This is a genomic window from Nocardioides sp. Z43_10, assembly GCF_059766615.1.
In genome coordinates this window covers 242,231-263,537 of the sequence record NZ_JCBAJY010000004.1, presented here as the reverse complement: position 1 = coordinate 263,537, position 21,307 = coordinate 242,231, and the positions used below count along the sequence as shown (strand labels likewise).

The following is a 21,307-nucleotide window of genomic DNA, read 5'->3' as shown; positions in this document are numbered from 1 at the left end:
CAGGTCGCGGCGATGGGCGCCCGGGCTGCCGGGCGGGTAGATTGCCGCCCCGTGAGACTCGTCGTAGCCCGTTGCCAGGTCGACTACGCAGGCCGGCTGACCGCCCACCTGCCGATGGCCACCCGGGTGCTGATGATCAAGGGCGACGGCTCGGTGCTGGTGCACTCCGACGGGGGCTCCTACAAGCCGCTCAACTGGATGTCGCCGCCGTGCACGGTGCGCGAGTCGGTCGTCGACGAGGACGGCGCGCAGCGGGTGGAGTGGACGGTCACCAGCAAGACCGACGACACCCTGCGCATCCTGATCGAGGAGATCCTGCACGACTCCAGCCACGACCTCGGCATCGACCCCGGCCTGCGCAAGGACGGGGTGGAGAAGCACCTGCAGGAGCTGCTCGCCGAGCATCCCGGCACGCTGGCCGAGGGGCTGACGCTGGTCCGGCGCGAGTTCCCCACGGCGATCGGCCCCGTCGACCTGATGTGCCGCGACCCCGAGGGCGCGTCGGTGGCGGTGGAGATCAAGAGACGCGGCGAGATCGACGGCGTGGAGCAGCTCACCCGCTACCTGGAGCTGCTCAACCGGGATCCCGCCCTCACCCGCCGGGGCCCGGTGCGGGGCATCTTCGCCGCCCAGGAGATCAAGCCCCAGGCGCGGGTGCTGGCCACCGACCGCGGCATCGCCTGCGCGGTGGTGGACTACAACCTCCTGCGCGGCATGGACGACTCAGAGCACAGGCTCTTCTGACGTGGCGCGCACTCCTGCCGTCGACGGCGTCCGGGTGGCGCTGCTCTTCATCGCCGTGGGCGCTGTGCTCGGCGCCGTGCTCTGGCCGCTGGTGGACACCGACGCCGGGCTGGGCGTCTCCGCGCGGACCGGAGCGGTGCTCGGGCTGCTGCTGTGGGGCCTGGTGATCGCGATCGGCTCGATCGGCGCCATGCTGACCGCCCTGTTCAAGCGCTGAGCCGGCTCAGGCCCCGTCCAGCACCCGCCGCTCGGCGTAGGGCAGCCCCACCCGGAAGACGGTGCCCCGACCCGGCTCGCTCTCGACGTCGATCCAGCCGCCGTGGGCCTCCACGATGGCCTTGGTGATCGGCAGCCCCAGGCCCGCGCCGGGGATGTGCGCGTCCACCGCGCCGGCGGCCCGGTAGAGCCGCTCGAAGACCTGGGGCAGCTCGTCGGGCGGGACCCCCATCCCGGTGTCCTCGACCTCGAGCACGGCCATCGAGGCGACGTCGCGCAGGCGGATCTCGACCCGGCCACCGGCCGGGGTGAACTTCAGGGCGTTGCCGAGCAGCTGCTCCACCACCTGCCGCAGCCGGTGGGCGTCCCCCAGCACCGGGCTCGACGCGTCGTCGATGACGCGCACCTCGATCGCGGCCCGCTCGGCCCGCTCCCGGCTGGCGATGACCGCCTGCCGTGCGATGTCGCCCAGGTCGATGGGGACCGCGTCGATCGTCATCCGCTCCTCGCCGATGAAGGCCAGCGTGAGCAGGTCCTCGACGAGCTGGAGCTCGCGCGAGGCGTTGCGCGAGACGATCTCGAGGAGGCGGCGTGCCGCCGGGCCCAGCTCGTCGTCGCCGAGGTCTCCCATCAGCTCGGCGTAGCCAAGGATCGAGGTCAGTGGGGTGCGCAGCTCGTGGGAGACCGTGGCGATCACCTGCTCGCGCATCCGGTGGTGCTGCTCGCGCAGCTGCAGGCGGTCGGACATGTCCCGCACCGCGGCCGAGACCAGCACCCCCTCCTCGGTGTCGAGGGGGGACAGCGAGATTTCGGCGGGAAACTCGGTGCCGTCCTTGCGCAGGCCGGCCAGCTCCACGCCGTTGGCCATCGGCCGGGCGTCGGAGGCGGTCCGCAGGAACCCATCGCGGCGGGCGCGGTGACCGCGGCGGAAGCGCTCGGGCACGAGCATCTCGATCTCCCGGCCGATCAGCTCCTCGCGGCGGTAGCCGAAGACCCGCTCGACCTGGCGGTTGACCAGGACGATGGTGGCGGCGTCGTCCACGATCACCATCGCGTCGGGGGCGGCTTCGAGCAGCTTGCGGAACCGGTCCTCGCCGCGCTTGCGCTCGGTGACGTCACGCACCGCCGCGGAGATCAGCGGACCCTGGGCGCCGTGGACCGGGGACAGCGAGATCTCGACCGGGAACTCGCTGCCGTCGCGACGTACGCCGACGAGCTCGCGGGCGATCCCCATCGGGCGAGCCTTCGGATCCGCGGCGAACCGCGCCCGGTGCTCCAGGTGAGCAGCGCGGACCCGATCCGGGACGAGGATCTCCAGGGGCTGCCCGAGGAGCTCCGCGCGGGAGTAGCCGAAGATCCGCTCGGTCTGCGTGTTGACCAGCACGATCCTCGCCTCGCCGTCCACGACCACCATCGCGTCGGGGGCGGACTCGACGATCTCCCGGAACAGGGAGCCGTCGGCCGAGAGCGGCTCGGGCATGGAGCGCATGCTAGCGGCGGGCATCGACTCTGAGCGCATCCTCCACGTGGGCGACCACCTCGTCGGCGCAACCCCAGGCCAGCGTCACCCCGGCACCTCCGTGCCCGTAGCAGTGGACCAGCCGCCCGACCCGCTCCAGACGGACGGCGGGGCGCACCGGCCGCAGCCCCACCCGATGCCGCAGCACCCGGGCGTCGCGCAGCTCCCAGACGAGCGCGCGGGCGCGCTCCAGCAGCTGCTCCGCCGTGCGCGGATCCGGCGTCCGGCTCCAGTCGCCCTCCTCGTCGGTGCCGCCCACCACGATGTCGTGCGTGCGCGGGATGACGTAGGTCGGGACCGCGCTGTCGAGCCACCACCTGCGCAGGCCGACCTGCTCCAGGTACAGCACCTGTCCCCGCACCGGGACCACCGTGCGGTCACCGGCGAGCGGGTGAGCGCCCGCTCAGCGCCACGCGGCGGCACCTAGGCTGGGCCCCATGGTCAACCTCACCCGCATCTACACCCGCACCGGCGACGCCGGCACCACCCGCCTGGGCGACATGAGCGAGACGTCGAAGAACGACCTACGGCTGCACGCGTACGCCGACGTCGACGAGGCCAACGCCCACCTCGGCGTGGCCCTCGCCCAGGGCGACCTGGCCGAGGACGTGGCCGCGATCGTGACGCGCGTGCAGAACGACCTCTTCGACGTCGGTGCCGACTTCTGCACCCCCGTGGTGCCCGATCCGCAGTACCCGCCGCTGCGCATCGAGCAGTCCTACGTCGACCGCCTCGAGGCCTGGTGCGACGAGTACAACGAGCAGCTGCCCAACCTGCGCTCGTTCATCCTCAACGGCGGCACGCCCGGCGCGGCCCTGCTGCACGTCGCGCGCACCGTCGTACGGCGTGCGGAGCGCTCGGGCTGGGCGGCGTACGCCGAGCATGCCGAGACGATGAACGTCGTGGCCCTGACCTACCTCAACCGGCTCTCGGACCTGCTGTTCATCCTGGCCAGGCACGCCAACCGGGCCCAGGGCGACGTGCTCTGGGTGCCCGGTGGCGAGCGCTGAGGATCAGGTGACGTCGCGGCGCAGGGTGGTGTAGCGCCCGATCAGCGCGAACAGCGCGGCGTAGCCGAGGAGCACCAGCCCGCCCTCCCAGCGCGAGAGCAGGGTGGCCAGCCCGGTGGTGCTGTACAGGCTCGTCCCGATCAGCGCCTCGGCGGCGGCGCCGGGGAAGAATCGGGACACGCCCTCGAGGGCGTCGAAGGCGGCGAAGCCCACCCGCAGGATCGGCTCCACGAACTGCGTGAACGCCAGGATCACCACGACGGCGGCCACCTGGTTGGTGAGCATCGTGCCGAGTCCGACGCCGATCACCGCCCAGATCGCCAGCGCCACCACGCACAGCAGCAGCGCGGTGAGCACCTCGCCGTCCCCGAGCAGCACCGGCTCCTCCCTCAGCGCGAGGACCGGGGCGGCCCCGACCACCCCGCCGAGGGTGCCCAGCACGCCGTGCAGCAGACCCACCAGCAGACCCGCTGCCAGCTTGGCGCCGAGCAGGACGCCGCGGCGCGGCTCGGCCAGCAGGGAGGGGGTGATCGTCTTGTGCCGGAACTCGCCGGTCATCGCCAGCGCGCCGACCACCAGCGGGAACACGTAGCCCAGCGCGGCGGCCAGCGTGTACGCCGACAGCGCGACGTCCACCGCCGGCAGCTGCGCGGCGCCCGGCTGGCCGGTCATCGCCTCCGCACCGCCGTCGATGGTGAGGCTCAGCGCCATCACCGCGCCCAGGAAGGCCATGTAGGCGAACAGCAGCAGCGCCATGATCCACCAGATCCGGGTGCTGGTGATCTTGCGCAGCTCCGAGACGAGCGGGGCCATCATGCCGCCACCTCCCGGCCGGCCGCGACGTCGCTGGGGTCCGGGGCCGCGGTGAGCCGCAGGAAGACCTCCTCGAGGGAGACGCCGTCCCCCGCCAGGCCGTGGATCTCCAGGCCTGCGCGGTGTGCCGCCGCACCGACCGCGGCCGAGGTCGGCCCGGCCATCAGCAGCCCGTCGGACGTCGGGGTGATCCCCCAGCCCTGCTCGAGCGCGAGTCGCTCGAAGCCCGGCACGTCGGGGGTGACCACGCGGACCTGGGGCGCGGCCAGCGCCACGAGCTCCGCCAGCGGCGAGGCGTGCACCAGCCGGCCGCGGGCGATGATCACCACGTCGTCCACGGTGGCCTGGACCTCCCCCAGCACGTGGCTGGAGACGAGGACCGTGCGGCCCTCGGCGGCGAGGTGGCGCAGGAACCCGCGCAGCCAGACGATGCCCTCGGGGTCCAGCCCGTTGGCCGGCTCGTCGAGGAGCAGCACGCTGGGGTCGCCGAGCAGGGTGGTGGCCAGACCCAGTCGCTGACGCATGCCCAGCGAGAACCCGCCGACCCGGCGCCTGGCGGCTTCGGCCAGGCCGACCAGCGCGAGCACCTCGTCGCAGCGCGCGTCGCCCGCCCCCACCAGCGGGGCGTAGACCCGGAGGTGGTCGCGTGCGGTGCGCCCGGGGTGGTAGCTGGCGGCGTCAAGGTCGGCGCCGACGATGGCGCCCGGGCGCCTGAGCTCGGCGTAGGCCTTTCCGCCGATGGTGGCGCTGCCGGCGTCGGGGCGCACCAGCCCGAGCAGCATCCGTAGGGTGGTCGTCTTGCCGGCGCCGTTGGGCCCCAGGAAGCCGGTGACCACCCCGGGTCGCGCGGTGAAGGACAGGTCGTCGACCGCCCGCACCCCGCGGAAGGTCTTGGTGAGGCCGGAGACCTCGATCGTCGCACTCATCGCCGCACCGTATCGAAGGGCTCCGACACCGTGCCTGCGGGGGTCTAGCCCACGAGGGGGCGGCGCAACGTTCCCGGCCGCCCGGCCAGGGTTCAGCGCACCCGTCTCGAACCGGGTGGTCCGGCCTCCAGCCAGGACTGGAAGCCGGTGAGCGAGGAGCGGCTCATCGCCAGCTCGATCTCGCCCTCGGGGGTGGAGCACACGACGACCACGTGGTCGGCGTAGAGGGAGACCTGCTCGACGCCGGCGGGCGCGCGCTGGCCGACGTAGGAGAGCCCCGTACGACGCCAGACCCGCTTGGGCCGCGGCGACAGCGAGAAGATGCGGAACCACTCCAGGGAGTCACCCGAGTAGCGGCCGAGCCCGAGAAGCCAACCGCGTCCGGCCCTCTCGGACCGGACGCGGTAGCTGAGCTCGAAGGTCCCCCGGTTACGGGAGAGCAGACGACGGCGGACGACCAGGCAGAAGCCGTAGGCCAGGACGAGCAGGAGCAGGATGCCGGCCGCATCGAGCAGCCAGAGCCACAGCGGCATCCATCCCTCCTCCGCCGGGCCCCGGGGCCCGCCATTCACGTCAGTGGGCACACCCTAGCGGGCGCCTCCCGGCGTGGTGTCAGGAGGCCTTCTCGACCGCCCGCACGCGTGCCTCGAGGCGGTTGACGTTGTCGAGAGCCTCGTCGTTGACCTCGCCGACCTCGCGAGCCCGGTCGAGCTCGTGACGCGCCTTCTCGAGGTCGATCTCGTGCGACATCTCCGCACGCTCGGAAAGGATCGAGACGCGGTTGTCGGCCACCGACAGGAAGCCGGCGTCGACGGCCGCGACCCAGGTCTCGCCCTCGCTCGTCTGGACGTCGACCACGCCATGGACGAGCAGCGACAGCAGCGGCGCGTGCCCCGGCAGGATGCCGACGTCGCCCTCCGTGGTGCGCGCGATGACCATCTTCGCCTCGCCGGACCAGATCAAGCGGTCCGCCGCGACGAGTTCGACCTGCAGCAGGTCACTCATGGTGACTCCTTTCTGGTGTCACGAGAGGTGGTGGCCCCGGCAGGACCGGGGCCACCGTCCGCTCACAGGCTCTTCTGGATTTCGGCCCACTTGGCCTCGACGTCGTCGAGCCCACCACACATGAAGAAGGCCTGCTCGGCCACGTGGTCGTACTCGCCCGCGGCGATCTTGTCGAACGCCTCGATCGTGTCGGCCACGGGAACCGTGGAGCCCTCGATGCCGGTGAACTGCTTGGCGACGTAGGTGTTCTGCGACAGGAACCGCTGGATACGACGCGCACGGTGGACGACGATCTTGTCCTCCTCCGACAGCTCGTCGACACCGAGGATCGCGATGATGTCCTGCAGCTCCTTGTTGCGCTGCAGGATCCCCTTGACCCGGATGGCGCAGTCGTAGTGCGCCTGACCGATGTACTGCGGGTCGAGGATCCGCGAGGTCGAGGTCAGCGGGTCGACGGCGGGGTAGATGCCCATCGACGCGATGTCACGCGACAGCTCGGTCGTCGCGTCGAGGTGCGCGAACGTCGTGGCCGGCGCCGGGTCGGTGTAGTCGTCGGCGGGCACGTAGATCGCCTGCATCGAGGTGATCGAGTGACCGCGCGTCGAGGTGATCCGCTCCTGGAGCTGACCCATCTCGTCGGCGAGGTTCGGCTGGTAGCCCACCGCGGACGGCATCCGGCCGAGCAGCGTGGAGACCTCCGAGCCGGCCTGCGTGAACCGGAAGATGTTGTCGATGAACAACAGCACGTCCTGCTTCTGCACGTCGCGGAAGTACTCCGCCATCGTCAGGGCGGACAGGGCGACGCGCAGACGCGTGCCCGGCGGCTCGTCCATCTGACCGAAGACGAGGGCGGTCTGACCGAGGACCCCGGCCTCCTCCATCTCCACGATCAGGTCGTTGCCCTCACGGGTGCGCTCACCGACGCCGGCGAACACCGACACACCACCGTGGTTCTTGGCGACGCGGGCGATCATCTCCTGGATCAGCACGGTCTTGCCGACCCCGGCACCACCGAACAGACCGATCTTTCCACCGGTCACGTACGGCGTGAGCAGGTCGATGACCTTGATGCCCGTCTCGAACATCTGGGTCTTCGACTCCAGCTGGTCGAAGGCCGGCGCCTTGCGGTGGATGCCCCACCGCTCCTTCACGTCGAGGGTCTGGCCGGGCTCGAGGTTCAGGCACTCGCCGGTGGTGTTGAACACCTTGCCGAGCGTGACGTCGCCGACGGGGACGCTGATCGACTCGCCGGTGTCGCGCACCTGGGTGCCACGGACCAGGCCGTCGGTCGGGCGCATGGAGATGGCGCGGACCATGCCGTCACCGATGTGCTGCGAGACCTCGAGGGTGATCTCGTTGGTCTCACCGCCCAGCTCGATGTCGACCTTGAGGGCGTTGTAGATCTCGGGCATCGCGTCGGTCGGGAACTCGATGTCCACGACCGGACCGATGACGCGGGCGATACGGCCGACCCCGGGGGCGGAGCCGCCCCGGTCGGTCGTTTCAGCAACAGTGGCAGTCATATCTCTCACTCATTCCCGGCGTTGGCGTCGGCAAGGGCGTTGACGCCACCGACGATCTCGCTGATTTCCTGGGTAATGCCAGCCTGGCGAGCCTGGTTGGCGATGCGCTTGTACTTCTTGATCAGCTCGTCGGCGTTGTCCGTCGCGGACTTCATCGCCTTCTGACGGGCGGCCAGCTCGGAGGCGGCCGACTGCAGCAGGGAGAAGAAGATCCGGCTCTGGACGTAGCGAGGCAGCAGCAGGTCGAGCACCTCTTCTGCCGAGGGCTCGAACTCGTAGAGCGGAAGCAGCTCCGACTCCTCAGGCGCCTCCGTGCCCTCCACGACCTCGAGGGGCAGCAGACGGTTGGCGGTGGGCTCCTGCAGAAGCATGGAACGGAAGCGCGTGTAGATCACGTGCACCTCGTCCACCGGACGCGGGTCGCCCTCGGCCAGCTCGGTGTCGTCGTCGGCGAGGAACGCCTGGATCAGCGTCGCGCCGATCTCGTCGGCCTTGTCGTAGGTCGGCTGGTCGGAGAAGCCCGTCCACGCCCGCTGGATCGGCCGCTGGCGGAACTTGAAGTACGCCTCGCCCTTGCGGCCGGCGACGTACAGGTCGGCCTCCTTGCCCTCTTCCTTCAGCTTCTCGACGAGGCGCTCGGCCTCCTTGAGAACGTTGGAGGAGTAGGCCCCCGCCAGGCCGCGGTCACTGGTCACGACCAGGACCGCGGCGCGGCGCGGGTTCTCGGGCTCGGTGGTGAGGGCGTGCTCGACGTTCGAGAACGTCGCCACGGCCGACACCGCACGGGTCAGCTCGCGGGCGTACGGCGCGGCCGCCTGCGCCCGCTGCTGCGCCTTGATGATCCGGGACGCAGCAATGAGCTCCATGGCGCGCGTGATCTTCTTCATCGACTCCGTCGACTTGATCCGCGCGCGGTACTCACGCAGCGACAGTGCCATCGTCAGCCCCGCTTCTGCTTGACGATCTGCTCCTGCTCGATGTCCGCGTCCTCGAGCGCGACGTGCTCTTCCTTGCCAGGCTTGATCGACTGGCCGTCGGAGGTCTCGAACTGGTCCAGGAACGAGTCGTAGGCGTCCTCAAGCGACGTCTCGGTCTCACTCTCGAACTTCAGCGACTCGCGGATCGCCGACAGGATGCCGGAGTGCTGACGCCGCAGGAAGTCGAGGAACTCGTTCTCGAAGCGGAGCACGTCCTCGGCCGGCACGCGGTCGAGGCGACCACTTGTGCCGGTCCACAGCGACACGGTCATCTCCTCGACCGGGTACGGGCTGTAGGCGGGCTGCTTGAGCAGCGCCATCAGCCGCTGACCGCGGTCGAGCTGCTGACGCGAGGCGGCGTCGAGGTCGGAGGCGAACATCGCGAACGCCTCCATGGCGCGGAACTGCGCCAGGTCGACCTTGAGCGAGCCGGTGACGGCCTTCATCGCCTTGGTCATCGCCGCGCCGCCGACTCGGGACACCGAGACGCCGACGTCGATGGCCGGGCGCTGGTTGGCCGCGAACAGGTCGGACTGCAGGAAGATCTGACCGTCGGTGATCGAGATGACGTTGGTCGGGATGAACGCCGAGACGTCGTTGGCCTTGGTCTCGATGATCGGCAGACCGGTCATCGAGCCCGCGCCCAGCTCGTCGGAGAGCTTCGCGCAACGCTCGAGCAGCCGGCTGTGCAGGTAGAACACGTCACCGGGGTACGCCTCACGGCCCGGCGGGCGGCGCAGCAGCAGCGACACCGCGCGGTAGGCCTCGGCCTGCTTGGTGAGGTCGTCGAACACGATGAGGACGTGCTTGCCCTCGTACATCCAGTGCTGGCCGATGGCCGAGCCGGTGTAGGGCGCCAGGTACTTGAAGCCGGCGGAGTCGGACGCGGGCGACGCCACGATCGTGGTGTACTCCAGCGCGCCGGCCTCCTCGAGGGCGCCACGCACGGAGGCGATGGTCGAGCCCTTCTGGCCGATGGCGACGTAGATGCAGCGAACCTGCTTGCTCGGGTCGCCGGTCTCCCAGTACTGCTTCTGGTTGATGATCGTGTCGATGGCGACCGTGGTCTTGCCGGTCGCGCGGTCGCCGATGATCAGCTGACGCTGGCCACGGCCGATCGGGGTCATCGCGTCGATCGCCTTGATGCCGGTGGCGAGGGGCTCGTGCACCGACTTGCGCTGGACCACCGACGGAGCCTGGAGCTCCAGGGCGCGGCGCCCGACCGTCTCGACCTCGCCGAGGCCGTCGATCGGCTTGCCCAGCGGGTCGACGACCCGACCGAGGTAGCCGTCACCGACGGGGACCGAGAGGATCTCGCCGGTACGGCGGACCGCCTGGCCCTCCTCGATCTTGTCGAAGTCGCCGAGCACGACGACACCGATCTCGCGGGTGTCGAGGTTCAGGGCCAGGCCCAGGGTGCCGTCCTCGAACTCGAGCAGCTCGTTGGCCATGACCGACGGCAGACCGCTGACGCGGGCGATGCCGTCGCCTGCTTCGGCAACGGTGCCGACCTCTTCACGGCTGGCGGTCTCGGGCTTGTAGTCCGACACGAAGCGCGTCAGCGCGTCGCGGATCTCGTCCGGACGGATCGAAAGCTCCGTCATACGTCTTCCTGTTCTCTAAGTCTGCTCGGGTTCATACGTTACGAAGGACGGTCTCAGCCGGCCAGCTTGCGACGCGCGTCGTCGAGACGGCTCGAGACCGTCCCGTCGATCACATCGTCGCGGATCTCCACACGGATGCCGCCGATCACCTGCGGGTCGACGACGACGTCCAGGTGGATGTCGCGGCCGTACTGGCGGGAGAGAGCGTCGGTCAACCGCTGGCGGTCACCGTCGGAGAGCGGACGTGCCACGCGAACGGTGGCCACCGTCTCCTGGTGGACCTCGGCGGCGATCTGCTGGAACTCACGCAGGGCGACACCGATGGTGCGGTAGGTACCGGCCAGGGCCTGCTCGACGAGCGCCGCCGTTGCCGGCAGCGCCTTTCCGTCGAGGAGGCCGCGGACCAGTGCCTGCTTGTCCTGCGCGGAGCGCGACGGGTCGGAGAGGGCGTCCCGGAGGTCCGGGTTGTCCTTCACGACCTGCCCGAAGGCGAACAGCTCGTCGGAGAGACGAGCCGCGCCGTCCCCGCTACCGGCGGAGCGCACGACCGCGACCACACCGAGACGCTCGAGAGCGTCGGGGAGGTCCCGCGTCGAGGTCCACCGACGGGTCACGGCACTGGCCAGCAGCGTGAGTGCCGCGCCGTGCACCTTGCCCGCGAAGATCTGCTGGACCAGGTCGGACTTGGCACCAGGCTGGATCGACACGTCGGTCGCGACCCGGCGCAGCCCCGGCTCGCTGCGCAGCACCGCTGCCAGCGAGAACAGGTCGGCGCCGACCGCCGCAGCGTCCTGCTCGAGGGTGAGCGTGCTGCTCAGCTCCTCGGACAGGGTCGCGACGGCGTCCTTCGATGCTCCGCGGAAGGTCATCAGTTGACTCCGCTCTGCGGCCGCTCGGTCTCGAGCTCGGCGAGGAACCGCTCGACCACGCGGCTCTGGCGAGCCTCGTCGTCGAGGCTCTCGCCCACGATACGACCGGCCAGGCTGGTGGCCAGGGTGCCGACCTCGGCCCGCAGCGAGGCGACGGCCTGCTGGCGCTCCGCCTCGATCTGGGTCTTGCCGTGCTCCACGATGCGGGAGGACTCGGCCTGGGCCTGGTCCCGCATCTCGGCCACGATGGCTGCGCCCTGCTCGCGCGCTTCCTCACGGATGCGCGCCGCTTCGTGGCGTGCCTGCGCGAGCTGCTGCTCGAGCTCGGCCAGCTTGGCGTCGGCCTCAGCCTGCTTGGTCTCGGCGGCGTGGAGGCCGCCTTCGATAGCAGACGTGCGCTCCGCGAACGTCGCCTCGAAGTTGGGGACAACCCACTTCTTGACGGCGAACCAGAGCAGGCCGAAGACAACCAGCGACAGGACGATCTCCACCGGGTGCGGGATGAGGGGATTGAGGTCCCCTCCTGCCGCGAGGGTGATCGAGTTCATGGGCGTGGTCCTTCGTCAGTGCTGGTCAGGAGGGTCAGAGCACGAACGCGAGGGCGATGCCGATGATGGCGAGCGCCTCGGCAAGGGCGAAGCCCAGAATCGCGATCGGCTGCAGGCGACCCTGTGCCTCGGGCTGGCGAGCAACGCCGTTGATGTAGGCGGCGAAGATCAGGCCGACAGCCAGACCGGGGCCCACGGTGGCGAGACCGTAGCCGAGCATGTTCAGAGAGCCGTCCACGGCTTCTTCCTTTCGTTGTTCCTACGGAGGGGTCGTGCGGTGGTGCAGTCTTGCGGGATCTCAGTGCTCGTCTGCGAGAGCACCCGAGATGTACATGGAGGTCAGGAGCACGAAGACGTACGCCTGAAGGACCTGAACCAGCAGCTCGAGGAAGCTGATCAGGACGAACATGAGCCACGCGATGGGACCGGCGAGCTTCACCAGGCCCTCACCGTGCAGGAGGAGGTACTCGCCGCCCAGGGCGAAGAGGATCAGCAGCAGGTGGCCGGCGAACATGTTCGCGAACAGTCGCAGGGCCAGCGTGACCGGGCGGACCAGGATGTTGGAGAAGAACTCCAGCGGGATCAGCAGCAGGAGCACCGGGCCCTTGATCCCGTTCGGGACGGTCTGCAGCTTGAAGTAGCCGCCGAACCCGTGCCGCTTGATGCCGACGCCGTTGTAGACCAGCCAGCTGATCAGCGCCAGCGTGTAGGCGATGCCGGCGCGCGAGAACGTCGGGAACTGGAAGAACGGGACCGCGGCCATCAGGTTGTTCACCAGGATGAAGAAGAACAGCGCGACCAGGTAGGGCACGAACTTCATGAAGTCGTGGCTGCCGATGATGTCGCGGCCCAGGGAGTTGCGCACGAAGCCGTAGCCGGCCTCGCCGACGTACTGGAACTTGCCCGGCACCATGGCGCGCTTGCGGCCCGCGGCGTAGAGCAGACCGAAGACGAGGATCGCGGCCAGCACCATCTGCAGCATCGGCTTGGTGACGCCGAGGTACATGGTCTCGCCCAGGAACTCGAACGTCTTGTCCGGGCCGATCGGGGGGAGGTTGAAGTCTCCCGGCCCGGGGGGCGTGAACCCCTCGGCCCGGACCGCGTTCATCGCGATCGCACTCACGCTGTCTCCTGTGTCTGCCGCACTACGGATGCCTGTTCTGCTGCGTATCGCCCGGCGGCTCCTGCGAGGAGTCCGCCCGTGGCTGTTTGAAGATCTTGAAAGTCAGGTACAACCCCAGGACCGCACCGAAGACGACGCCGATCCCGACCAGGAAGGTGGTGCCCAGCCAGAGGTCCAGCGCCCAGCCGATGAGTCCGTACATCAGCACGCCGGTCACCAGGTAGCTGAACGCCCGCCAGGGGTCCGGTCCGGGCACCCCCGAGGTGTCGCCGACGCGGCCAGTAGGTGGTTTCTTCTGAGCCATCGCGCCCCGGACAATAGCAGTCGGACGAGGTCATCGTTCACCCGCCTTCGCGGGGACGGACGCCGCGGAGTCGCGCGACGTGCTGTCAGTCGCGTCGGGAAGGTCGTAGAGCGGGATCCGCAGGCGCATGAAGAGCACCACCTGGACGCATGTCCACACCAGGACCGCGGCGACCACTCCCCCGACGGTCCACGACGCGTCGAGCTGCGAGCCGAGCGCACCGGAACGGGAGAGGCCGGCCAGGACGGCGGTGACCATGGCGATCTGCAGCCCGTAGGTCATCAGCGCCACGATCAGCGAGAGGGCCGGCTGCAGCATGGTGACCACGTGGATGACCTGGAGCCCGAAGGCGAGCACCACGGTGGCCAGCAGCGACCCGGCCAGGGCGCCGAGCGCGCCCGGACCACCGGCGACGAGGGCGCCGAGCCCGGTCCCGACGGCGGCGACCCCCAGCGAGGCCACGCCGGCTCCGAGGAGGACGAGCCCACCGCTGGCGCGGCGGTCTGTCTTCGACTCGGTCGTCATGCTCGGCGGCCGTCCTCTGAGGGAGCTAGTGGGTGTCACCGGACTGGTCCAGCGACGCTCGTGAAAGTTATCACAAGGTCCCCGGGGGCTCGAAACCCGCGGGATCATCGCCCCTGGTGAGCTCCTCGACCAGGTCGTCGACCACCGGGATCCGCGGCTTCTTGACGACCGGCAGGACGAACGTCGCAGCGATCGTGAACACCACCATGAACGCCAGCGCCAGCCACATCAGCCGGCCGCTGTACAGGCTGGCGGTCACCGTGCCGAACCCGATCAGGCCGGCCCACAGCCACATGATCAGCACCGCGCGCCGGTGCGAGTGCCCGATCTCGAGCAGGCGGTGGTGCAGGTGCTGCTTGTCCGGGGCGAACGGCGAGCGGCCCGCCCTGGTCCGGCGCACCACGGCCAGCACCAGGTCCGCGAACGGCACGATCATGATCGACACCGGCAGCAGCACCGGCAGCAGCGTGGGCAGCAGGCTGTTGCCCTGGCTCAGGTCCGTGCCGGAGAACTGCCCGGTCAGCGTCAGCGCGCTGGCCGAGAGCACCAGCCCGATCAGCATCGAGCCACTGTCGCCCATGAACAGCCGCGCCGGGTGGAAGTTGTGTGCCACGAAGCCGAAGCAGGCACCGGCCAGCGAGGCGCTGAGCAGCGCGCCGGTGGACGCCAGCGCGAGGCCGTTGAGGTCGGCGATCTTGTAGCTGAACACGAAGAACGCGATCGCGCCGATGCCGACCACGCCGGCGGCCAGGCCGTCCAGGCCGTCGACGAAGTTCACCGCGTTGACCGTCGCGACCACCACCAGCACGGTGAGCAGGGCCCCCTGGACCGGGTCCACGGCGAACTGGGCGTCCCCGGGCTGGGGGAAGAAGAAGTACTGCACCCCGAAGGCGATCAGGAACCCCGAGGCGAGCACCTGCCCGCCGAGCTTGGTCAGCGCGTCCAGCTCGAAGATGTCATCGAGCACTCCCACCGCGCAGATCAGCGCCCCCGCCGCGAGCACCACCGCCGCGTCGCGGAACACGAAGTCCTGGCTGCGGGAGAGGAAGGGCAGCTCGCGCGCCACCAGGTACGCCGCCACCAGGCCGCCCAGCATGGCCAGCCCACCCAGGTACGGGATCGGCTCGGCGTGGACGTCCCGGTCGCGCACCCGCGCCACCGCTCCGGTGCGCAGCGCGATCTCACGGGCGATCACCGTCAGCAGGTAGGTGACCGCCGCCGCCACGAGGAAGACCAGGACGTACTCGCGCACAGGGTCAGCCTTCGTCCGTGACGGTGACCCCGAGCGGCTCGAGGACCGCGTTGAGCTGCTCCACGCTCAGCGCGCCGCGACGCAGCAGGCGCGGCTGCGCGCCGGTGACGTCGACGATCGTGCTGGCCTGCTTGCCGGGGACCGGTCCCCCGTCGACGATCGCGGTGACCTTCTCGCCCAGCATCTCCTCGGCCTCGTCCGCGTTCACGGCCGCCGCCATCCCGGTCCGGTTGGCCGAGCTGACCGCCAGCGGCCCGGTGCGCTCCAGGATGGAGAGCGCGAGCTCGTGATCGGGCATCCGCACCGCCACCGTGCCCCGGGTGTCGCCGAGGTCCCACTGCAGCGAGCTCTGCTGGCGGCAGACCAGCGTCAGCGCTCCCGGCCAGAACTCCTCGATCAGCGCCCGGGCGTAGCCCGGCAGCCCCACGGCGAGCGCATCGACGGTGGTGACGGCGCTGATCAGCACCGGCGGCGGCATCTCCCGGCCGCGTCCCTTCGCCGCCAGCAGCGCGCGGACCGCGGCGGGGTCGAAGGCGTCGGCGCCGATCCCGTAGACGGTGTCGGTCGGCAGCACCACGAGCCGGCCGCGGCGTACCGCCAGGCTGGCCGCGGAGACGGCCTCCTCACGCTGCTCGTCGGTGTCCGTGGGGTATCGCGTGCTCACGAGCTGCCTTTCCTCGTCATGGCCGTTGCTCATCGTGCCAGTCGCGCCGTCAGGAAGCGCGGACGGCCCGCCAAGTCGTGGTGGTCGCGCACCTCACGCCACCGGCCGGTGGCGGTGAGCACGGCCGGAGCGGACTCGCCCTGCTGGTCGGCGTGCTCGGCGCCGAGCACGCCTCCGGGACGCAGCAGCAGCGCCGCACGGCGCTCGAGCACCCGCATCGCGTCCAGCCCGTCGTCGCCGGAGAACAGCGCCAGGTGCGGGTCGTGGTCGCGCGCCTCGACGGCGACGCCCTCCCAGGCGGTGAGCGGGATGTACGGCGGGTTGCACACGACCACGTCGACGCAGCCGGCGAGCTCGGGGAAGGCGGTCTCCATGTCGCCGTGGCGCAGGTCCACCCCGGTACCCGACAGGTTGCGCTGGGCCCAGGGGTACGCCGCGTCGTCGAGCTCCACGGCGTGGATGCGCGCGCCGGGCACCTCGTCGGCCAGGGCGCGGGCGATCGCCCCGGAGCCGGTGCACAGGTCCACCACGACCGGCTCCTCGCCGCGCTCCTGCGCGACGGCGCGGGCCTGCTCGACGGCCCAGCCGGCGAGCAGCTCGGTCTCGGGCCGCGGCACGAACACCCCGGGCCCGACCGCCAGCTCGACGTGGCGGAACGCGGCGGTCCCGGTGAGGTGCTGCAGGGGCACCCGGGTGGCCCGCCGAGCCACGAGCGCCTCGTAGGCCGCGAGCTGCTCGGGCGTGACGTCGTCGACCAGGGGCAGGCGCCCGAGGGTGACGCCGAGGACGTGGGCCAGCAGCAGCTCGGCCTCGCGGTGCGCGGAGACGACCCCGGCACGCTCCAGGCGCTCGGCCGCCTCGCGCAGTGCCCGGCGTGCGGCGCTCACGACTCCAGCGCCTCCATCCGGGCCTCCACGTCCGAGCGCACGCAGGCCTCGATCACCGGCTCGAGGGCGCCGTCCAGCACCTGGTCGAGGTTGTGGGACTTGTAGCCGGTGCGGTGGTCGGAGATCCGGTTCTCCGGGAAGTTGTAGGTGCGGATCCGCTCGGAGCGGTCCACGGTGCGGATCTGGCTGCGTCGCGCCTCGCTGTCCTCGGCGTCACGGGCGTCCTGGGCCGCGGCGAGCAGCCGCGCGCGCAGGATCCGCATCGCCTGCTCCTTGTTCTGCAGCTGGCTCTTCTCGTTCTGGCAGCTGGCCACGATCCCGGTCGGCAGGTGGGTGATCCGCACGGCCGAGTCGGTGGTGTTCACGCTCTGCCCGCCGGGACCCGACGAGCGGTAGACGTCGATGCGCAGGTCGTTGTCGTCGACCTGCACGTCGACCTGCTCGGCCTCGGGCATCACCAGCACGCCCGCCGCGGAGGTGTGCACCCGCCCCTGCGACTCCGTGACCGGCACCCGCTGGACGCGGTGCACGCCCCCCTCGAACTTGAGCAGGCCGTAGGGGGCCTCCCCCGGCTCGGGGGTCCCCTTCGCCTTGACCGCGAGCGTCACGCTCTTGAAGCCGCCCAGGTCCGAGGGCGTCGAGTCCAGCACCTCGGTGCGCCAGCCGCGGTTCTCGGCGTAGCGGGTGTACATCCGCAGCAGGTCCGCGGCGAACAGCGCCGACTCCTCGCCGCCCTCCCCGGACTTGACCTCGAGGATCGCGTCCTTGGCGTCGGCCGGGTCGCGGGGCACCAGCAGCAGGCGCAGCCGCTCGGCGACCGCCTCCTGCCGGACGACCAGCTCGGCGGCCTCCTCCAGGAAGGAGGCGTCCTCCCCCGCGAGCTCGCGGGCGGCCTCGATGTCGTCACCCAGCTCGCGCCAGGTGTGCCAGGCGCGCACCACGGCACTCAGCTCGGCATAGCGCTGGTTCAGCCGCTTGGCCAGCGCCTGGTCGGCGTGGGTCTCGGGCTCGGACAGCCTGGTCTCGAGCTCGGCGTGCTCGGCGACGAGTCCGGTGACGGCCTCGAACATGGGGGCTCCTCGGTGGTCAGTGGACGGAAACCACGAACGCCGGCCCCCGCCACAGGGCGGGGACCGGCGCAGTGAGGAGAGCTACTTCTTCTGACCAGCCTTGGCGTAGCGCGCCTCGAAGCGGGCCACGCGACCGCCGGTGTCGAGGATCTTCTGCTTGCCGGTGTAGAAGGGGTGGCACTGCGAGCAGACGTCGGCCTTGAGGGTGCCGGAGGTCGCGGTGCTGCGAGTCGTGAACGTCGCGCCACAGGTGCAGGTCACCTGGGTCTCGACGTAAGCGGGGTGGATGTCCTTCTGCATGGGGTGTCCTCTCAGCCGCCGGGTCGTCTCCTCCCAGCGAGGAAGACGTGAACCGGAACCAGCGCACAAGTGTGCCACCTGCCGCAACGTGCGCGCGAATCCGGGTATTCCCGCGCTCAGCCGCGCCGTACGACGGTGGTCACCAACAGCAGCGAGAGCCCGCTCACCGCGGCCATCACCGCGGCCATCGGCACCGCGCTGACGGTGTCGAAGGCGCCCACCACCGGCGCCACGAGCCCGCCCACCGCGAACTGCAGACAGCCGAGGACGGCCGCCGCCGTACCCGCGGCCCCGCCCTGGCGCTCGAGCGCGAGCGCCGGGGTGTTGGCCATCGACAGCCCCGCCGCGGAGAGCATCACGAACAGCGGCACCAGCAGGCCCGCCAGGCCGCCGATCCCCAGCGCCGCCAGCACCACCAGCACCGTCGCCGATGCGAAGGCGAGGCAGATCCCGCCGGTGAGCACCTGGGCGAGCGAGAAGCGACGCAGCAGCACGGGGTTGGCCTGCGAGCCCAGCACCAGGCCCAGGGCGTTGACGCCGAAGACGACCGCGAAGGTCCCCTCCGAGAGGCCGTAGCCCTCCTGCAGCACGAAGGAGCCCCCGGCCACGTAGGCGAAGATCGTCGCCATCATCGAGCCCCCGATGACCGCCAGCGACATGAAGTAGGGGTCGCGGACCAGCCGGGCGTACGCCGCGAGCACGGCCCGGCCCCGGGCAGGGTGGCGCCGCGCGGCGGGCAGGGTCTCGCGCAGCCCGAGGCCGGCGAAGACCGCGAGCGCCAGGGCCGTGACCGCCAGCACCGCGAAGATGGTGCGCCAGCTCGACCACTCCAGGACCAGGCCGCCCAGGCTGGGGGCCAGCATCGGCGCGAGGCCCATCACCAGCATCAGCCGAGCCATCAGCCCGGCCATCGCCTTGCCGGAGAACTGGTCGCGCACCATCGCCATCACCGTCACCGAGACCGCGGCGCCGGCGAGCCCCTGCAGCACCCGCACCGCGGCCAGCGTCTCGACGGTGGGGGCCAGCACGCAGCCCAGCGAGGCGATCGCGTGCAGGCACAGCCCGACCAGCAGCGGACGACGCCGGCCCAGGGCGTCGGAGAGCGGCCCGACGATCAGCTGCCCCAGGCCGAGCCCGATCAGGATGCCGGTGACCGTGAGCTGCACCTGCGACTGGGTGGCGTCGAGGTCGCGGGCGATCTCGGGGAACGCCGGGAGGTACATGTCGATGGTCAGCGGCCCGAGCGCGATCAGGCAGCCGAGGCTGAGCACCAGCCGGACGTAGCCGCGCCCGTCGAGGGCGGGCTTGCCGGTCGCGGGCAGGTCCGGGGCGCTCACGACCGGGCCTGACCGGGCAGCCGCACGGTGACCGTGGTGCCCTCCCCCTCGACCGACTCCAGCTGCAGGGACCCGGCGTGGTTGTCGACGATGGTCTGCACGATGCGCAGCCCCAGGCCGGTGCCGGGGACGTGGCTGGCCACCGCGTTGGAGGCCCGGTAGAAGCGCGAGCCCAGCTGGTCCAGGTCGCTGGCCGGCACCCCGATCCCCCGGTCGGCCACCACCACCAGCACCTCGTCGGCGGTGCGCTCCACCGACACCGCCACCGCGCCGCCGTCGTGGCTGAACTTCACGGCGTTGGAGAGCAGGTTGACGAACACGCGGGCGAGCTGGCCGCGGTCGGCCAGGACGAGCGCCGGGGCCTCCACGCTCGACAGGGTGACCTGGATGTCGCGCCGGGCCGCGGTCATCCGCAGGTCGGCGACCACGTCGTGCAGCAGCTCCACGAGGTCGACCTGATGGAGGTCGGTGGAATGCTGCTCGGCGCGCGAGAGCGCCAGCAGGTCCTCGATCAGCACCTGCAGCCGCTTCACGTTGCGCTGGACCGCGTGCAGCATCCGCTGATGGCGCTCGTCGAGGCGTCCCTCGAACTCCTCGCCGGCCAGGTCGACGTAGCCGGCGATGGTGGTCAGCGGGGTGCGCAGCTCGTGCGAGACGTTGGAGACGAAGTCGCCCTTCGCGTTGTCCAGGCGGCGCAGCTCGGCCAGCACCTGCTGCTCCATCGCCCGCGCGCGCTGCCGGGACTCGGCCATCTCGTTGATGGCCTGCGCCACCGAGCGGACCTCGCGGGGCCCCTCGATCTCGGCGCGGGCGGACTCGTCGCCGCTGCGCAGCCGGGCCACGGTCGCGTGCAGCGCGACGAGGGGATCCGCGACGCGGGCCATCGCCCGACGCCCGCCCCCCAGCGCCAGCAGGGCGCCGAGCAGCCCGACCAGGAGCAGGGCGGCACCGATCATCCGCCTGCGGTCCGCGGCCTCGTCGCGAGCCTCCTCCATCCGGGCGCCCAGGCTGCGGGCGACCCGGGCGTGCGCCTCGCGCAGCTCGTCGAAGCGGGTACGGCCCTGGGCGAAGAGCTCGGCGTCGTAGGTCTTGGCGCCACCGGGCCGCGACATCCGGATCTCGGCGTACTGCTCGAGCCAGGCGGCGCCGGCCTTCTCCTGGGCGCGGACCAGCTCGGCCATCGCCGGGTCGTCGGCCGCGTAGGCGCGCAGCTCCTCCTCCAGCCGGGGCAGGCGGCTGCGTGCCTTGCGGTAGGGCTCGACCGCCACCTGCTGGCCGCTGAGCGACCAGGCGCGCACGCCGGTCTCGGCGTCGGTCCACGCCCGCAGGACGCGCTCGTTGGCGAGGGAGGCCGGCTGGAGGTGGTCGGTCAGCTCGTGCACGGCGCGCTCGGAGAGCACCAGCCCTCCGACACCGATGAGCGAGACCAGGAAGACCAGCGTCGCGAGCGTCGCGAGTGTGGGCGCGACCGCCCGCGCGACCGAACTGGCCTCCCCGGCGGGGGTCTGAGCGACGGCCTCGGGGAGGCGTCGGGCCATCAGCTTCCGGTCACCAGCGCATCGACGCGAGCCGCCAGCTCGCGAGGGCTGAACGGCTTGGTGATGTAGTCGTCCGCGCCACTGCCCAGGCCGCTCTCGACGTCGGACTCCTGGGCGCGCGCGGTGAGCAGGATGACCGGGAGACCGACCAGCGTGGGCTCCTCGCGGATCGCCTTCATCGCCTCGAGCCCGGACATCCCCGGCATCATCACGTCGAGGATCGCCAGGTCGGGACGCTGCGCGCGGCAGGCCTCCAGCGCGGCTGCACCATCACCCACGGCGACGATCTCGTGCCCCATCGTCGACAGCTTGAACTCCACGAGCTCACGAATGTCGACGTCGTCGTCGGCGACCACGATGCGCGCCACACTTCACCCCTTGCTTCCTCGTCCGTCCCACGCGGAGCCTAGCCGCAACCACCACCCCACTCGCACTCGGACCAGACCGGTACCCCCGCCCAACCGCCGAGTCGGCGCGAACTCGCCCCCGTACGACGCCGAGTCGGCGCGAACTCAGGAGTTCACGCCGACTCGGCGGGGTGGGGGTGCGAGTT

General features: G+C 71.0%; 25 protein-coding genes and 1 pseudogene. 3 read left to right on the top strand and 23 right to left on the bottom strand.

Features of this window, described 5'->3' with window-relative positions:
• Positions 1 to 51: 51 nt before the first annotated feature.
• Positions 52 to 744 carry an endonuclease NucS gene (gene nucS, locus AC6EI4_RS09550; RefSeq protein WP_498451302.1) on the top strand — a complete coding sequence of 231 codons (693 nt, stop codon included), beginning with the start codon at positions 52 to 54 and terminating at the stop codon, positions 742 to 744.
• A 1-nt stretch (position 745) separates the two neighbouring features.
• Positions 746 to 961 carry a hypothetical protein gene (locus tag AC6EI4_RS09545; RefSeq protein WP_498451301.1) on the top strand — a complete coding sequence of 72 codons (216 nt, stop codon included), beginning with the start codon at positions 746 to 748 and terminating at the stop codon, positions 959 to 961.
• Between the two features lie 6 nt (positions 962 to 967).
• Here the strand turns inward: AC6EI4_RS09545 and AC6EI4_RS09540 are convergent, their stop codons facing one another.
• Both AC6EI4_RS09540 and AC6EI4_RS09535 read right to left on the bottom strand, forming a co-directional pair.
• Entirely contained in the window at positions 968 to 2,440 is a 1,473-nt protein-coding gene (locus AC6EI4_RS09540; RefSeq protein WP_498451300.1) for a PAS domain S-box protein, read from the bottom strand.
• Positions 2,441 to 2,450: 10 nt separating this feature from the next.
• Positions 2,451 to 2,852: pseudogene (locus tag AC6EI4_RS09535) on the bottom strand (FAD-dependent oxidoreductase); the annotation flags it as partial.
• 64 nt (positions 2,853 to 2,916) lie between these two features.
• On the opposite strand from AC6EI4_RS09535, the gene AC6EI4_RS09530 reads away from it, so the two are divergent.
• The gene (locus AC6EI4_RS09530; protein ID WP_498422447.1) at positions 2,917 to 3,489 is read left to right on the top strand and encodes a cob(I)yrinic acid a,c-diamide adenosyltransferase; all 573 of its coding nucleotides are present in this window, start codon (positions 2,917 to 2,919) and stop codon (positions 3,487 to 3,489) included.
• 3 nt (positions 3,490 to 3,492) lie between these two features.
• On the opposite strand, the gene AC6EI4_RS09525 is transcribed toward AC6EI4_RS09530, so the two are convergent.
• The 21 genes from AC6EI4_RS09525 to AC6EI4_RS09425 form a co-directional block, all read right to left on the bottom strand.
• Positions 3,493 to 4,305, bottom strand: a complete 813-nt coding sequence (locus tag AC6EI4_RS09525) for an ABC transporter permease (protein ID WP_498451299.1) — start codon at positions 4,303 to 4,305, stop codon at positions 3,493 to 3,495.
• A complete protein-coding gene (locus AC6EI4_RS09520) occupies positions 4,302 to 5,228 on the bottom strand; it encodes an ATP-binding cassette domain-containing protein (RefSeq protein WP_498451298.1) in 927 nt (308 codons plus the stop codon). The genes AC6EI4_RS09525 and AC6EI4_RS09520 overlap by 4 nt, the downstream gene beginning before the upstream one ends.
• Positions 5,229 to 5,320: 92 nt before the next feature.
• Entirely contained in the window at positions 5,321 to 5,761 is a 441-nt protein-coding gene (locus tag AC6EI4_RS09515) for a DUF2550 domain-containing protein (protein ID WP_498422442.1), read from the bottom strand.
• A gap of 79 nt (positions 5,762 to 5,840) precedes the next feature.
• Positions 5,841 to 6,233, bottom strand: a complete 393-nt coding sequence (locus AC6EI4_RS09510; protein ID WP_498451297.1) for a F0F1 ATP synthase subunit epsilon — start codon at positions 6,231 to 6,233, stop codon at positions 5,841 to 5,843.
• Between the two features lie 62 nt (positions 6,234 to 6,295).
• Complete coding sequence (gene atpD, locus AC6EI4_RS09505) at positions 6,296 to 7,756, bottom strand: F0F1 ATP synthase subunit beta (RefSeq protein ID WP_498451296.1); 1,461 nt, start codon at positions 7,754 to 7,756, stop codon at positions 6,296 to 6,298.
• A 5-nt stretch (positions 7,757 to 7,761) separates the two neighbouring features.
• Positions 7,762 to 8,694, bottom strand: coding sequence for a F0F1 ATP synthase subunit gamma (locus tag AC6EI4_RS09500; protein ID WP_498422437.1), 933 nt, complete (start codon positions 8,692 to 8,694; stop codon positions 7,762 to 7,764).
• A 2-nt stretch (positions 8,695 to 8,696) separates the two neighbouring features.
• Positions 8,697 to 10,337 carry a F0F1 ATP synthase subunit alpha gene (gene atpA, locus AC6EI4_RS09495; RefSeq protein ID WP_498422434.1) on the bottom strand — a complete coding sequence of 547 codons (1,641 nt, stop codon included), beginning with the start codon at positions 10,335 to 10,337 and terminating at the stop codon, positions 8,697 to 8,699.
• A gap of 53 nt (positions 10,338 to 10,390) precedes the next feature.
• Positions 10,391 to 11,206, bottom strand: coding sequence for a F0F1 ATP synthase subunit delta (locus tag AC6EI4_RS09490; RefSeq protein WP_498422433.1), 816 nt, complete (start codon positions 11,204 to 11,206; stop codon positions 10,391 to 10,393).
• Positions 11,206 to 11,754 (bottom strand): F0F1 ATP synthase subunit B, encoded by a 549-nt coding sequence (locus tag AC6EI4_RS09485; protein ID WP_498422431.1) that lies wholly within the window; start codon positions 11,752 to 11,754, stop codon positions 11,206 to 11,208. Before AC6EI4_RS09485 ends, AC6EI4_RS09490 begins: the two co-directional genes overlap by 1 nt.
• 34 nt (positions 11,755 to 11,788) lie before the next feature.
• Positions 11,789 to 11,992, bottom strand: coding sequence for an ATP synthase F0 subunit C (locus AC6EI4_RS09480; RefSeq protein ID WP_275887100.1), 204 nt, complete (start codon positions 11,990 to 11,992; stop codon positions 11,789 to 11,791).
• Between the two features lie 60 nt (positions 11,993 to 12,052).
• Positions 12,053 to 12,877 (bottom strand): F0F1 ATP synthase subunit A, encoded by an 825-nt coding sequence (gene atpB, locus AC6EI4_RS09475; RefSeq protein WP_498451295.1) that lies wholly within the window; start codon positions 12,875 to 12,877, stop codon positions 12,053 to 12,055.
• A 22-nt stretch (positions 12,878 to 12,899) separates the two neighbouring features.
• Positions 12,900 to 13,181 carry an AtpZ/AtpI family protein gene (locus AC6EI4_RS09470; protein ID WP_498422427.1) on the bottom strand — a complete coding sequence of 94 codons (282 nt, stop codon included), beginning with the start codon at positions 13,179 to 13,181 and terminating at the stop codon, positions 12,900 to 12,902.
• Positions 13,182 to 13,211: 30 nt separating this feature from the next.
• Entirely contained in the window at positions 13,212 to 13,706 is a 495-nt protein-coding gene (locus AC6EI4_RS09465) for a hypothetical protein (RefSeq protein WP_498451294.1), read from the bottom strand.
• Between the two features lie 70 nt (positions 13,707 to 13,776).
• Positions 13,777 to 14,958 (bottom strand): glycosyltransferase family 4 protein, encoded by a 1,182-nt coding sequence (locus AC6EI4_RS09460; RefSeq protein ID WP_498422423.1) that lies wholly within the window; start codon positions 14,956 to 14,958, stop codon positions 13,777 to 13,779.
• A 4-nt stretch (positions 14,959 to 14,962) separates the two neighbouring features.
• Positions 14,963 to 15,622, bottom strand: coding sequence for an L-threonylcarbamoyladenylate synthase (locus AC6EI4_RS09455; protein WP_498422421.1), 660 nt, complete (start codon positions 15,620 to 15,622; stop codon positions 14,963 to 14,965).
• A gap of 29 nt (positions 15,623 to 15,651) precedes the next feature.
• On the bottom strand, positions 15,652 to 16,509 hold the full coding sequence (prmC, locus tag AC6EI4_RS09450) for a peptide chain release factor N(5)-glutamine methyltransferase (protein ID WP_498451293.1): 858 nt from the start codon (positions 16,507 to 16,509) through the stop codon (positions 15,652 to 15,654).
• Positions 16,506 to 17,579: a peptide chain release factor 1 gene (prfA, locus tag AC6EI4_RS09445; protein ID WP_498422418.1), complete on the bottom strand. Its 1,074-nt coding sequence runs from the start codon at positions 17,577 to 17,579 to the stop codon at positions 16,506 to 16,508. The genes prmC and prfA overlap by 4 nt, the downstream gene beginning before the upstream one ends.
• Positions 17,580 to 17,660: 81 nt before the next feature.
• Complete coding sequence (gene rpmE, locus AC6EI4_RS09440) at positions 17,661 to 17,879, bottom strand: 50S ribosomal protein L31 (protein ID WP_498422415.1); 219 nt, start codon at positions 17,877 to 17,879, stop codon at positions 17,661 to 17,663.
• 116 nt (positions 17,880 to 17,995) lie between these two features.
• A complete protein-coding gene (locus tag AC6EI4_RS09435) occupies positions 17,996 to 19,216 on the bottom strand; it encodes a multidrug effflux MFS transporter (RefSeq protein ID WP_498422414.1) in 1,221 nt (406 codons plus the stop codon).
• Entirely contained in the window at positions 19,213 to 20,754 is a 1,542-nt protein-coding gene (locus AC6EI4_RS09430) for an ATP-binding protein (RefSeq protein ID WP_498451292.1), read from the bottom strand. The genes AC6EI4_RS09435 and AC6EI4_RS09430 overlap by 4 nt, the downstream gene beginning before the upstream one ends.
• Positions 20,754 to 21,122, bottom strand: coding sequence for a response regulator transcription factor (locus AC6EI4_RS09425; protein ID WP_498422411.1), 369 nt, complete (start codon positions 21,120 to 21,122; stop codon positions 20,754 to 20,756). Before AC6EI4_RS09425 ends, AC6EI4_RS09430 begins: the two co-directional genes overlap by 1 nt.
• Between the last annotated feature and the right edge of the window lie 185 nt (positions 21,123 to 21,307).